Annotated in this window: 14 protein-coding genes; 5 read left to right on the forward strand and 9 right to left on the reverse strand. The window is 70.9% G+C overall.

Translation table 11 applies throughout. The annotated features are described in order from the left end of the window. Window position 1 precedes the first annotated feature (1 nt). From ABD841_RS09790 to ABD841_RS09825, 8 genes are all read right to left on the reverse strand, one after another. The gene (locus tag ABD841_RS09790; RefSeq protein ID WP_344969935.1) at window positions 2-817 is read right to left on the reverse strand and encodes an MbnB/TglH/ChrH family RiPP precursor modification enzyme; all 816 of its coding nucleotides are present in this window, start codon (window positions 815-817) and stop codon (window positions 2-4) included. A gap of 106 nt (window positions 818-923) precedes the next feature. Beyond that, window positions 924-1,922: a TIGR04222 domain-containing membrane protein gene (locus ABD841_RS09795; protein WP_344969937.1), complete on the reverse strand. Its 999-nt coding sequence runs from the start codon at window positions 1,920-1,922 to the stop codon at window positions 924-926. Window positions 1,923-2,137: 215 nt separating this feature from the next. Next, window positions 2,138-3,100 carry a TIGR04222 domain-containing membrane protein gene (locus ABD841_RS09800; RefSeq protein WP_344969938.1) on the reverse strand — a complete coding sequence of 321 codons (963 nt, stop codon included), beginning with the start codon at window positions 3,098-3,100 and terminating at the stop codon, window positions 2,138-2,140. 234 nt (window positions 3,101-3,334) lie between these two features. After that, window positions 3,335-5,134, reverse strand: coding sequence for a phosphoenolpyruvate carboxykinase (GTP) (locus tag ABD841_RS09805; RefSeq protein WP_344969940.1), 1,800 nt, complete (start codon window positions 5,132-5,134; stop codon window positions 3,335-3,337). A gap of 292 nt (window positions 5,135-5,426) precedes the next feature. Next, window positions 5,427-5,954, reverse strand: coding sequence for a hypothetical protein (locus tag ABD841_RS09810; RefSeq protein WP_344969942.1), 528 nt, complete (start codon window positions 5,952-5,954; stop codon window positions 5,427-5,429). A 178-nt stretch (window positions 5,955-6,132) separates the two neighbouring features. Next, on the reverse strand, window positions 6,133-7,410 hold the full coding sequence (locus ABD841_RS09815; protein WP_344969943.1) for a C40 family peptidase: 1,278 nt from the start codon (window positions 7,408-7,410) through the stop codon (window positions 6,133-6,135). Between the two features lie 197 nt (window positions 7,411-7,607). Then, window positions 7,608-8,108 carry a transcription elongation factor GreA gene (greA, locus tag ABD841_RS09820; RefSeq protein WP_344969945.1) on the reverse strand — a complete coding sequence of 167 codons (501 nt, stop codon included), beginning with the start codon at window positions 8,106-8,108 and terminating at the stop codon, window positions 7,608-7,610. A gap of 105 nt (window positions 8,109-8,213) precedes the next feature. After that, the gene (locus ABD841_RS09825; protein ID WP_344969946.1) at window positions 8,214-8,642 is read right to left on the reverse strand and encodes a DUF4307 domain-containing protein; all 429 of its coding nucleotides are present in this window, start codon (window positions 8,640-8,642) and stop codon (window positions 8,214-8,216) included. Between the two features lie 226 nt (window positions 8,643-8,868). On the opposite strand from ABD841_RS09825, the gene mca reads away from it, so the two are divergent. The 3 genes from mca (at window position 8,869) to ABD841_RS09840 (ending at window position 10,390) form a co-directional block, all read left to right on the forward strand. Further along, window positions 8,869-9,753 (forward strand): mycothiol conjugate amidase Mca, encoded by an 885-nt coding sequence (gene mca / locus ABD841_RS09830; protein WP_344969947.1) that lies wholly within the window; start codon window positions 8,869-8,871, stop codon window positions 9,751-9,753. A gap of 34 nt (window positions 9,754-9,787) precedes the next feature. Continuing rightward, window positions 9,788-9,985, forward strand: a complete 198-nt coding sequence (locus tag ABD841_RS09835) for a hypothetical protein (RefSeq protein ID WP_344969949.1) — start codon at window positions 9,788-9,790, stop codon at window positions 9,983-9,985. Between the two features lie 81 nt (window positions 9,986-10,066). Further along, the gene (locus ABD841_RS09840) at window positions 10,067-10,390 is read left to right on the forward strand and encodes a GNAT family N-acetyltransferase (protein ID WP_344969950.1); all 324 of its coding nucleotides are present in this window, start codon (window positions 10,067-10,069) and stop codon (window positions 10,388-10,390) included. A 68-nt stretch (window positions 10,391-10,458) separates the two neighbouring features. Here the strand turns inward: ABD841_RS09840 and ABD841_RS09845 are convergent, their stop codons facing one another. Continuing rightward, entirely contained in the window at window positions 10,459-11,613 is a 1,155-nt protein-coding gene (locus ABD841_RS09845; protein WP_344969952.1) for a hypothetical protein, read from the reverse strand. 164 nt (window positions 11,614-11,777) lie between these two features. Here ABD841_RS09845 and ABD841_RS09850 point away from each other — a divergent pair, with 164 nt between their 5' ends. After that, complete coding sequence (locus ABD841_RS09850; RefSeq protein WP_344969953.1) at window positions 11,778-12,071, forward strand: hypothetical protein; 294 nt, start codon at window positions 11,778-11,780, stop codon at window positions 12,069-12,071. A gap of 38 nt (window positions 12,072-12,109) precedes the next feature. Then, window positions 12,110-12,334 (forward strand): hypothetical protein, encoded by a 225-nt coding sequence (locus ABD841_RS09855; protein ID WP_344969954.1) that lies wholly within the window; start codon window positions 12,110-12,112, stop codon window positions 12,332-12,334. The last annotated feature ends 16 nt before the right edge of the window (window positions 12,335-12,350 follow it).

A 12,350-nucleotide genomic window follows, 5' to 3' on the forward strand; every position in this document is an offset into this window, starting at 1 on the left:
CTCAGACACGGGCCATCGCGCCGCGGATCCGGCCGAGCTCCGCGTCGAGCGCGTCGTCGCTGGGGTAGTCGTCGTCCCATTCGAGCAGCACGCCGGGCGGGTCGACCCGTGCGCACAGCTCGGACAGGATGCCCAGCACGTCGTCGGGGACGTACGCGGTGTGGGTGTCGTGCCACAGGCCGTCGCGGGAGTGACCTCCGGCGACGTGGACGTAGGCCAGCGCGGACAGCGGCAGGCGGTCGAGCGCCTCGGTGGCCGACAGGCCCAGGTTGACCTGGTTGGTGTAGAGGTTGGCCACGTCGATCAGGAGCCCGACACCGGTCATCTCGACCAGCTCGCCGAGGAACTGGGCCTCGGTCATCTCGTCCTCCGGCCAGCCGAACAGCGCCGCCACGTTCTCCAGCGCCAGCGGGACGGGCAGCGCGTCCTGCGCCCGCCGCACGTTCTCGGCGACGACGGAGAGCGCGGCCCTGGTACGCGGGACCGGCAGTAGGTGACCGGCCTCCATGCCGCCCGCCCGGACGAAGGCGAGATGCTCGCTGACCAGGGGCGCCTCCAGGGCTCGCGCGCAGGCCGCCAGGTGGGCCAGCCGCCCCGGGTCGGGGGGTTCGGCGCCGCCGACGCCCAGCCCCACCCCGTGCGGGATCACCGGCGTCCCCCGGCCGCGCAGCACGCGCAGCGACTCGGGGAGCCGATCGGGTCGCACGTTCTCCGCGATGACCTCGACGAAGTCGACTCCGGGCAACCGCTCCACGGTCAGGTCGATCTCCGGCCGCCAGCCGATGCCCACACCCAGCGCCCGAGGCTCAGCCGCCATCGGACCACCACCTCCGTTCCCGCTCCACGATCGTCCGGGTCGCTCCGCCGTCGCCCTCCCGGTCGCCTCGCCGGAGGCCGGACCTCCGAAAGGGCGCGGGAAGGGCTCATCCGCCGCACCCACCACCGCACCCACCACCGCAGCCGGACCCGGACCCGCAACTGGACCCGCCGCCCGAGTCGCCCGACCCGCCCCCGGAGTCGCTTGATCCACCGCCGGAGTCGCCCCACCCGCCGGAGCCGAAGTCGCCGCCCCCGCCGAAGGAGGAGTCGCCCCCGCTCCCGCCCCCGCAGGCGCCCGCGGCGCACCCGGCCGAGCCGTTCGCGGCGCCGCGCTCGAGCTCCTCCTGCAGGTGGGGGTCGCCGAGCTCGCCCAGCCCGTACAGGGCGACGGGAACGCCGACGGCGAAGGCCAGATCGGGGGTGACGGGGCGGGCGCCCGGCACGTGGGTTCTGCGGGCGGCGCCGAGCACGTCGTATCCGGTCCTGCTCAGCACACCGCGCAGCATCCGCCGGTAGCGGAAGTAGGTGGTGAATCCTCCGATCCCCGCTATCACGTATATGAGCGGCGTGATGATGCCGAAGATCCCGGTGGAGGCACCGGAGACGAGGATACCCAGCACCACGGCCACCGGGAGGAACGAGACGGCCAGGAGCCGGTTCAGCAACGTCCGCGCGTGCCCCATCGCCCCGTCGGGGATGATCAGCCCCAGGCCCAGCAGGCGGTAGCGCAGCCCTTCCATCTCCCGCCCCTCCGCCACCGCGCGGCGCAGCTCCCCCAGGCCGCCGGAGCCGCCGCGGAGGCGGAGGGCCTCCATGACCGCGTGCTCGATCGGGTCGGGGGACGGCGCCGCCCCGGCGACCAGGCTGATCTGGCCGCCTCGCGACACCCGGACGGCCCCGCCTCTGGACAGCAGGGCGATCGCGGTGTTGATCACACGGCGCGGGCCGCCGGAGAGGTACGCGAGCTCGTACGGGCTCAACGGCCCGCCACGGTAGCCGGACACCGTCGAGCGGACCCGGTTGTGCTCGCGGACCACGGCCACGCCCGCGGCGTTGACGAGCGCGCTGAGAATGAATGCGACGACGAACAGGGCGACGTGCATGTCCGCCTCCTGGGGGACGGGGGGAACGGGCCGTACGGGTCACGTCCCGGGTAAAGAAGTAGACGCGCGGGGCGGGGCATAAGTTTCGGTCCTCTTCAGGCCGAGTCCGCCTCCGCCCGGCCGCCCCCGCCGGTCCGGCCACGTGGAAGGCCGGGCACGCGGGAGACGGGCACGTGGAAGGCCGGGCACGCGGGAGACGGTCACGCGGGAGACGGTCACCCGCCGCAGCCGCCGCACCCACCGCCGCACCCGCCGCAGCCGCCGTCGCCCTCGCCCCAGCAGCCCGAGCCCGACTCGCCCGTACTCGACGACGGGGAGCCACCCCCGCAGAACCCGGTGGCGCACCCGTCCTCGGCCCGGGCGGTCTCACGTCCGAGCTCCTCCCGCAGGATGGGGTCGCGAAGCTCGTCCAGCCCGTACAGGGCGATGGGGACGGCGACGGCGAAGGCCAGGTCGGGGGTGACGGGGCGGATGCCCTTCCGGTAGGTCCGGCGGGCGGAGTCGAGCGCGTCGCGCCCGGCCCGGCTCAGCACATCGCGCAGGGCGCGCCGGTGGTCACGGTGGGCGATGCCTCCGCTCGTCCCGGATACCAGGCCGACACCCGCGGCCGTGATGAATATCCCGCTGGCGGTGATGCCCTTGCTGCCGGGCTCATGGGTGACGAACGCGCCGATGAAACCGACCACGTGAGCGACCAGCCCGAGGATCGAGACGACGTGGAGCCGTTTCAGCGGTTTCCCGAGGCGGTCCAGCGCGCCGTCGGGCACGATCAGGCCCAGTTTCAGCATGCGGTCGTTCAGCTTCCGCATCGCCGGTCCCTCCGCCATCGCACGGCGCAGTTCCCCGAGGTCGCCGGAGCCCCCCCGGACCCGCAGAGCCTCCATGAGTGCCTGCTCCATCGGGACGGGGGACGGCGCCGCCCCGGCGACCAGGCTGACCCGGCCGCCCCGCGACACCCGGACGGCGCCCACACGCGACAGCACGGCGATCGCGGTGTTGACCACGCGACGCGGGCCGCCGGAGAGGTACGCGAGGTCGTACCGGTACAGCGGCCCGCCGTAGTAACCGGAGGTGACGGCCCGGACCCGGGCGTATTCCCCGCGCACCGCCGAAGCCGAGGCCCAGATGGCGCCGACCAGGCCGAGAACGGCCGCGGCGAAGATCAGGGCGACAAGCATGCCCGCCTCCTCTGCGAAAGGGGAAACGGGCTACGCGCCGTACCCGTCTGAATCGGGTAGACGCGAGGAAGACCACAGAAGTTCTGCCCGGCCGGCGGCGCCCCGGGCTCCCGCGGGCGCGGTCCCGGTACGGGCGGTACGGGCGGAGCGGGCCGGCAACCGTCCGGGTCGCCGAGGTGAACGGCGGACGGCGCGCCCGGCCGGGCGAGAGGCTTCCCGGCCGGGTGAGAGGTCTCAGCCGAGGCGGGCGACGAGCGCCTCGTACTCCTCCCAGAGCTCCTTGGGCAGGTGGTCGCCGAAGGTCCGGAAGAAGTCGGGGATGAGCGCCGCCTCCTGCCGCCACACCTCCTCGTCGACGCTGAGCAGCGTCCGCAGGTCCTCCCCGGAGATGTCGAGGCCCTCGGTGTCGAGCTCGGCGGGGAGCAGGCCGATCGGGGTCCGCACCGCCTCCGCCCGGCCGTTGAGGCGGTCGACGATCCACTTCAGGACCCGGCTGTTCTCCCCGAAGCCGGGCCAGATGAACTCGCCCTTCTCGTTCTTGCGGAACCAGTTCACGTAGTAGATGCGCGGCAGCCGGGCGCCCTCGCGCTGCCCGATCCTGATCCAGTGGGCGAAGTAGTCGCCCATGTTGTAACCGCAGAAGGGCAGCATCGCGAACGGGTCGCGGCGCAGCTCACCGACCTTGCCCTCGGCGGCGGCGGTCTTCTCCGAAGCGATGTTGGCCCCGATGAAGACGCCGTGCTGCCAGCTCAGCGCCTCGGTCACCAGGGGCACCGCGCTGGCCCGGCGCCCACCGAACAGGATCGCGGAGATCGGCACCCCCCTGGGGTCCTGCCACTCGGGGGCGATCGTCGGGCACTGCCCGGCCGGGACGGTGAAGCGGGCGTTGGGGTGGGCGGCGGGCTCCGGGCTGTCCGGGGTCCAGTCGCGGCCCTTCCAGTCGGTCAGGTGCGCCGGGGGCTCGTCGGTGAGGCCCTCCCACCACACGTCGCCGTCGTCGGTGAGGGCGACGTTGGTGAAGATGCTGTTGCCCCAGAGCGTCTTGATCGCGTTGGCGTTGGTGGACTCGCCGGTGCCGGGGGCGACGCCGAAGAAGCCCGCCTCGGGGTTGATGGCGTGCAGGCGGCCGTCCTCGCCGAAGCGCATCCAGGCGATGTCGTCGCCGATCGTCTCGACCTTCCAGCCCGGGATGGTCGGCTGGAGCATGGCCAGGTTCGTCTTGCCGCAGGCGCTCGGGAAGGCCGCCGCGACATAGCGCGTCTCCCCGGAGGGCGGGGTGAGTTTGAGGATGAGCATGTGCTCGGCCAGCCAGCCCTCGTCGCGGGCCATCGTGCTGGCGATGCGCAACGCGTAGCACTTCTTGCCGAGCAGGGCGTTGCCGCCGTAGCCGGAGCCGTAGGACCAGATCTCGCGGGTCTCGGGGAAGTGGCTGATGTACTTGGTGGCGTTGCACGGCCACGGCACGTCGGCCTGGCCGGGCTTCAGCGGGGCGCCGACCGAGTGCACGGCCTTGACGTAGTCGCCGCGCTGCTCGATCAGCCGCAGGGCGTCCTCGCCCATCCGGGTCATGACGCGCATCGACACGGCCACGTACGGCGAGTCGGTGATCTCGACGCCGAGCTGTGAGATCTCGCCGCCCAGCGGGCCCATGCAGAACGGCACGACGTACATGGTCCGGCCGCGCATGCAGCCCCGGAAGATCTCGCCGAAGGTCCGGCGCATCTCGGCGGGGGCGATCCAGTTGTTGGTCGGGCCGGCGTCCTCCTCGCGCTCGGAGCAGATGTAGGTCCTGTCCTCGACACGGGCGACGTCACTGGGGTCGGAGGCGGCGTAGAAGCTGTTCTGCCGCTTGGCCAGGCGCTTGAGGGTCCCCCGCTCGACCAGCAGGTTCGTCAGGCGCGTCCACTCGGCTTCGGAGCCGTCACACCATTCGATCCGGTCCGGCTGGGTCAGCTCGGCGATCTCCTTGACCCACTCGGCCAGCTCGGTATGAGTGGTCGGGCTGGAGGCGGTTACGTCCACGGTAACGGACACTGATGGGGCTCCTTTACACTTCTCCGGGCCAAAGCATCATCAACGACGAAAGCACACCGAATCCAATTGGCGTAGACCAGTGAATTAGGGCGACCAGGCGTTGCGGCGGCCCCCGGTCCGACCATGACCGGCGGCATATAGCCTGGCAGGAGGCACGTCGTTCCGGTGTGCCTACCCAAAAGAAGCGAGATTAAAGAGAGCCTTTCCGGCAGTGGTATAGGCCACCGACGGTGGTCTAAACCAATTCCCCGACAGGTTCAGACCAATTTCCCGGCGATTTCCCCTCCTGTACTCAGGAATTGACGTCGGGACCCGCGGCCCGCACCCGGTCGACATGCTGGAGCGCGTCTCGCAGATCGGCCAGCCAGGTGTCGGTGTGCTTGCCCACCAGGCGCACACACCAGGCGAGCGCGTCACTCCGGCTGCGGGCCACCCCGGCGGCGACGAGGGTGTCGAGCACGCGGCGCTCCGACTGGCGGAGCCTGGTCATCACGGGCACCGAAAGTGTGGTGAACATCACTTTCTCGTCGCCCACGGCGACGCCCCAGGAGACCTTCCGGCGGAAGCGATGCTCGGCCTCCAGGGCGATCTCGACCCGCCGCTCCCTGCTCTCCTCGCGGAAGCGCTGGATGCCGCCCTCGACCGTGGCGGCGCGCTCGGCCTCGGAGACGTCGTCCCCGAATTCGGGCGCCGGGAGCCTGCCGATCACCGTGATCTCCTCGCGGTCCAGCACGATCTCGGGGCGCCCTTCGAACCACTCTCCGGGCAGCCGCCCGGAGAACCAGCCGCGCAGCTTTTCCGCTGCTTCTTCATTATTCATGTAATCGAGATTACAACTCCGCTACGGGGGAGGCCAGTGCCGCTCCCGGGGCCCCGGCGGTGTTCCCGGAGTCCGGGAACGGCGACGATCCACCCCTGTGCTGCGGGGACTGCGCGAGCGCGGGAAGGCGAAGACCGGACGCGGCTCGTCCTCTCCGTGCCCGCGCTGCGGGCGAGGCCTAGCGGACGCGGGCGGCGACCGTCGGGCTGATCCGCACGGCCCCCGCGAAGTTCCGGGTGGTGACGGGGCTGATCTTGACCACGTCGCCGGTGCGGGGGGCGTGCAGCATCTTGCCGTCACCCCAGTAGATCGCCACGTGCGAGACGTAGCCGGGGTTGGTCGGATCGTGCCGCCAGAACAGCAGGTCACCGGGCTGGGCCCGGTCGAGCGGGATCTGCGGGCCCGCGACGAACTGCTGGTGCGTCACGCGGGGGACCTTGATCCCCGCCTGGGCGTAGGCCCACTGAACCAGGCCCGAGCAGTCGAAGGTGTCGGGCCCCTCGGCCCCCCAGACGTACGGGCGGCCGAGCTTGCCGGCCGCGGCGGTGAGCGCGGTCCGGATCTGGTCGGCGGTCATGAAGGAGGACGCCGACCAGGTCGTCCGGCGGGGGGTGACCAGAACCGGGTTGATCACCGCGATCTGCCCGTCCTTGGGCAGCAGGCGCAGCAGGGTGCGGCGCAGCTTGGCCGAGTCGGTCTTGGGGGCGCTCACCACGAGCGCGTTGTTCTCCGGGATGCCCAGCGCGCGGGCGGTGTCACGGGAGACCACGGCGTCGATGGCGCCCATGCCCATCGTGGCGTAGGCGCCCACCCGCAGGCTCCGCCCGGCGGTGACGAAGGTCTTGCCGAGCGGCATGCCTCCGTCGTTGCCGAGCACGAAGGAGACGGCGACCTCTCCGGCGGCGATGTTGCGCCACAGGCGGTCGGAGCGCGCGGTGGGCGCGGGGGTGTAGGCGCGGAAGGTCGAGGGGTTCACCCCCAGCGTCTGCACCCGCTTGCCGTCCAGGATCACCTCGGCGGCATCGGCGCGCTCCACCGCGCGCACCCCGGAGACCTGGGCGATCCGCGCCACGACCTCGGCGCTGAGCGGCTTCTGCGTGACGACGAACAGGTGCGGCTGCCGCATCGAGGTCAGCGGCGCCACCGGGGCGGGCGTGGACGGGGCCTGGACCGCGCCGCCCTGGACCGGGGCCGCCGAGCGCGCGGGCAGTGCCCCGTCGACGGGCCCCGTGGCGACGGACGTGCGTACGGAGACCTCCTCCGGGCCCGGCTCCGGCATCTGGGCGAGGACCGCCAGGTCGGTGACGAGCACGGCGACGAGAAGGACGGCGATGACCGGGACGGAGCGTCTCATCACCCGGATGGTGCGGTGGCCGTACCGGAAGCGGGGGCGGTAGGCGAGATCCATGCGGGCCTCGCGGATCACGTCGGAGAAACGCGTCCGCCGCTCGAACACGACATCTCCCCTTCCCCACCGTAACCAGCCCTACGAGGGTGCCGCACCCGGCGCGATGATGCACGCGAACACGGCAAAACACGACCAACCCGCAATGCGGTGGTCGTCATCGTCGAATCCCCGGACCCGTGAACCCTGCCATGACACAGCGATCCGCCGGGACCGACATCCCGGCGGATCAGTGGAGTCAGGTGAGGTCAGTTGCCGATGTACGGCACGGCCTCGATGATCTCGACCGTGTTCGAGCGGCCGTTCGGCATGGTGTAGGTGGCCTTCTCGCCGATCTTCTTGCCGTTGATGGCCGCGCCCAGAGGCGACTTGGGCGAGTACACGTCGATCGGGGCGCCGCTCTCCTCGCGGGAGGCCAGCAGGAAGGCGACCTCCTCGTCCTCACCCTCGAAACGGACGGTGACGGTCATACCAGGACCGACCACGCCCTCGGTGCGGGGCGCCTCGCCGACCTTGGCCGAGTCGAGAATCTGGCGGAGGTGGAAGATGCGGGCCTCCATCTTGCCCTGCTCGTCCTTGGCGGCGTGGTAGCCGCCGTTCTCCCTCAGGTCGCCCTCTTCGCGGGCGGCCTCGATCTTCTTGGCGATGTCGACGCGCCCGGGCCCCGAGAGGTACTCAAACTCCGCCTTCAGGCGGTCGTACGCCTCCTGAGTGAGCCAGGTGACGCTCTCGTTGTGGGAGTCGGCCACGGGTTCTCCTTGCTTCCTCTTTGGGGGCTTCCTACATGGGTAGCGCACGGTCGAATCTCGAAAGGCTAACAAGTTAACCGTTCGAACGCTTCCCCAAATGTCTCACTATACGAGATGGCAGTAGTGCACGTGAGCCGAAGTGGCCTGAGCACTGGTCTCTAGCCGTTCGGTAAGGCGCGCATGCCCCTCGCCGGCGGGGATCTCGACCTCCCTGCTGCCGACCTCGACATGATCGACATCCGTGGCCCGCAGCCGGCAGAGCGCCGCCCGGTCGGCCGGTTTGAACACCTCGAAGGTGATCTGCACAGAATCGCCGCGACTGACGTCGAAGGCGATGACCTGGTCGATGACCTCGGTGTCTCCCTTCGACGCCCACATCACGTAGCCCCACCCTCCGGCGCACACGGCGCACAGGATCGCGATCACCACGTGGACGACGAGCCGCCCCCGGCGCTCCGGACGGTCGGGGAAGTCGCCCGGGGTGCCGAGAACGGGACCGTCGTACCGGCCCTTCCCGGCCTCGCTGGTGGCCATGACGGAATCTCCCTGCACTACCTCGGCGTTGTCCGAGACAATTGTCCCCTGCGGGGGCCTTGCCCTCGTGACCGCCCAAGAGAAACTAACCTCTCTCTAGAGTGAATCAAGCCAAGGGAGCGTACGGCACCCCGGCGAGCCGAACGGGCGGCACGGTGAGGCGGGCCGCCCGCGAGCCGACACCAACGAGCCGAAGCGCGACCGATATAGAGGAGAGACCGAGCCCGTGAGTGCACCACTCAGGCTGATGGCCGTTCACGCGCACCCCGACGACGAGTCGAGCAAGGGTGCCGCCACGATGGCGCGCTATGTCGCGGAGGGCGTGGACGTGCTGGTATGTACTCTCACCGGGGGAGAGCGCGGGTCGATCCTGAACCCGAAGATGGAACGTCCGGACATCCTTGAGAACATCGCCGAGGTCCGGCGGCTGGAGATGGAGCGCGCGCGCGAGATCCTCGGCGTGCGGCAGCGCTTCCTGGGGTTCGTCGACTCGGGCCTGCCCGAGGACGAGAGCGAGCCGCTGCCCGAAGGCTGCTTCGCCCTGCAGCCGCTGGAGGTCGCCTCGGCACCGCTCGTCGCCGCGGTCCGCGAGTTCAGGCCGCACGTCATCCTCACCTACGACGACGACGGCGGCTACCCGCACCCCGACCACATCATGACCAACCGCGTCTCGGTGGAGGCCTTCGAGGCGGCCGGCGACCCCGACCGCTACCCGGGCGCCGGCGAGCCCTGGCAGCCCCTCAAGCTCTACTACCACATGGGCTTCACCAAGGACCGGTTCGAGGCGCTGCACGAGGCGATGACCGCCCGCGGCATCGGTTCCCCGTACGCCGACTGGATCTCCCGCTGGGAGGACCGCCCGCAGAAGTGGCCGGTGACGACCCGCGTGCCGTGCGGCGACTACTTCGAGACCCGTGACAGGGCGCTGCTCGCGCACGCCACGCAGGTCGACCCCGACGGCTTCTGGTTCGTCTGCCCGATCGAGCTGCAGCGCGAGATCTGGCCGACCGAGGACTACCACCTGGCCCGCTCGCTCGTCGACATCGAGCTTCCCGAGGACGACCTGTTCACCGGCATCCACGCGGAGGAGGTCTCGCCCGCCTGCCACTGACACGACCACGGGGTGGCGGTGGCAGACTTGAAGTGTGATTGCATTCGACACCGTCACCCAAGGTGACGTCAGCCCCGGTCTGGTGGGGTTCCTCGTCGTCGCGGGGCTCGGGCTCGCCCTCTATCTCCTCATCAAGTCGATGCGGAAGCAGATCTCCAGGATCGAGGTCCCCTCCGAGGCCGAGATCCGCGACGAGCTGCGCGAGCAGAACGGCAGCACCACCGCCTCCTAGGCCGCGTCACCCCAGACCTCCGCCCACCGCGGTCGCCGCGCCGGCCCCTCGCCGCGCCGGCCCATACCCCCGAGGACGGCAATGGCCGACAACGACATCAAGGTCTCCGACAACCCCGGAGCTTCCCGCTTCGAGATCCTGGTGGACGGTGAGATCGCCGGATTCGCCGCGTACCGCCTCCGGGCCGGGAAGATCATTTTCACCCACACGGAGATCGCCTCGGAGTTCGAGGGCAAGGGCCTGGGCAGCCGCCTGGCCGTGGGCGCCCTGGACGCCGGCCGCTCGGCGGGACGGTCGGTCGTGCCGCTGTGCCCGTTCATCGCCGGATACATCCGGCGCCACCCCGAATACCGGGACCTGGTGCCCGACCACTACGCCGACCTCCTGGAGGAGGAGACCTCCTGACGGAGCCTCCCGCGAAGCCCTCCGGGCGCCGCGGCGGGCCTCCCGGGGCCGGCGGGGACCTTTGAGGGTCAGCCGTCGGACGAGTGAGACCAGGCACGCTCCAGCGCCTTGGGCAGACCCCAGCGGCCCAGCGGGGTGAGCACCTCGGTGCGGTCGACGATTCCCAGGCACGCCCAGAGCGGGGTGACCGAGCTGAAGAGCGTCTCGGCGGCCTCCAGGTCCTCCGGCTCGTCCAGATCGACGTCGATGTCCTCCGACTCGGCGATGAGCCGGGCGATCCGCTCGGGCGAGGCCAGTACCCCCGGACCGCGCCTGGCGAGCGCGGCGACCGCGGCCAGCCAGTCGGCGTGGTGGATGGCGCACAGCGCGGCCAGCACCGCGTCCTCGTGGCTGAGCTCATGGTCCAGGTCGGAGAAGACCTCCAGCCGGTCGTTCTCCTCGGGCAGGTCGGAGATCGGCCCCGCGATGCCCGCCGTGACGCTCAACCAGAGCTCCTCGTCGTCGGCGGGCAACGGCTCGCCCTCGTACCCCGCGCAGGCCCGCAGCACGTTGCCGGGGTAGCCGGGCCGGGTGAGCACCTCGCGCAGCCGCGCGGCCGCGGCCCGCAGCTCCCTGACAGGCCGCTCCGGGGCGGGCAGCTCGGCGAGGATGCGGCGCAGCTCGCTGAGCGCGAACGCCTCCTCCTCGTCCCAGGCGGCGACGAGTTCCTCGTCCTGCTCCTCGCTGACCGCGTCCACGGGCACCCGCCCGTCGGGCAGCGGGCTGGACAGCCAGCTCTCCTGGATGCCGGTGTATCGCTCCCTGGCCGCCTCGTCGCCCCGGGCGAGCGCGTCGGGGTCGATCTCCCCGGCGGTGACCCGCTCCTCCAGGTAGGCGACCAGCCGGGCGAACATCTCCCGGCCGACCGGACCGCGCTCGTCCTCCTCGGGCCAGACGAAGAAGCCGCGGGTGAGCAGGAGCGGCTCGGTGCCCGTGGACTCCATCCAGCGTTGTACGTCCCCCACCGTGGCGACACCGGACTCGATCGCGCCGAGCGTCGCCTTGGCGGACTCCCAGAAGGGCGGCGAGAGCGGGTTCCCCGCCGCCATCAGCGCCCGCCGCAGGTCGGGGAGGGCCACCAGCGCCACCCCGGACGGCACCGCGAGCAGGGCACGAGCCACATCACGCCGGGTCAGCCCGGAGGCCGGCCTGCCGGCGTGCACACACACGAAGTCGAGATCCACGTGCAGTGAGCCTACGCCCGAAGTCTCATGAGCACACCTCCCCCACCGCCCGGCCCGTCCGGGACGGGACGTGCCGCCGCTGATCTCCGTCCGCCACCGGTACCGCGGGATTCCTGTGAGCAGCTGAGAGCGCGACGTAGTCTGACGCCATGAAAGGTGGTGTCATGAGCGCTCAGCCTGTCCACAGCGGCCCAGCGGATGGCCCCAGGGTGCCACGCACGATCGGCGGCATCTCCAGCGCCTTGCGAGGCAGCCGCCGTGCTCAGTTCTTCGCCGAACTTCTCGAAGCCCAGCAGGGCCCTGAGCTGGATGGCGTGCTCAACGCCTGGTGGGGGCGGACGATGCTCGACACCGATCCCGACCGTGACCGCATCCGAGCGGCGGCCGAAGCTGGGACTCTTCCCACTACCACCATGGACGAGGTCCTACGCCGACGGCAGGAGCACGGCGTCCAGTGAACGAAGATGGCCTATGACCTGTGGTCCCGTCCGAGGCCGTGGCTGACACGCTCGCCGACCCATCGGTCTCGGCCGAAGTGTTCTCGACTGTGGCGGCACTGACCGTTGCCATCTGCGAGGACCCGTGGCTCACTGGCAGTGACCAGGTCGGAGCCGACCCCGACTGGCGCGAGATCCTCATCCCCAAGGGATACGGCATCGCCGAATACCGGATCGATCGGAAGAATCAGCAGGTGCTCCTCACCCGCGTCGTCCTGTTCTGACCGTGTGAGAGCCTGG

The organism is Streptosporangium fragile (assembly GCF_039534445.1).
Classification (GTDB): Bacteria; Actinomycetota; Actinomycetes; order Streptosporangiales; family Streptosporangiaceae; genus Streptosporangium; species Streptosporangium fragile.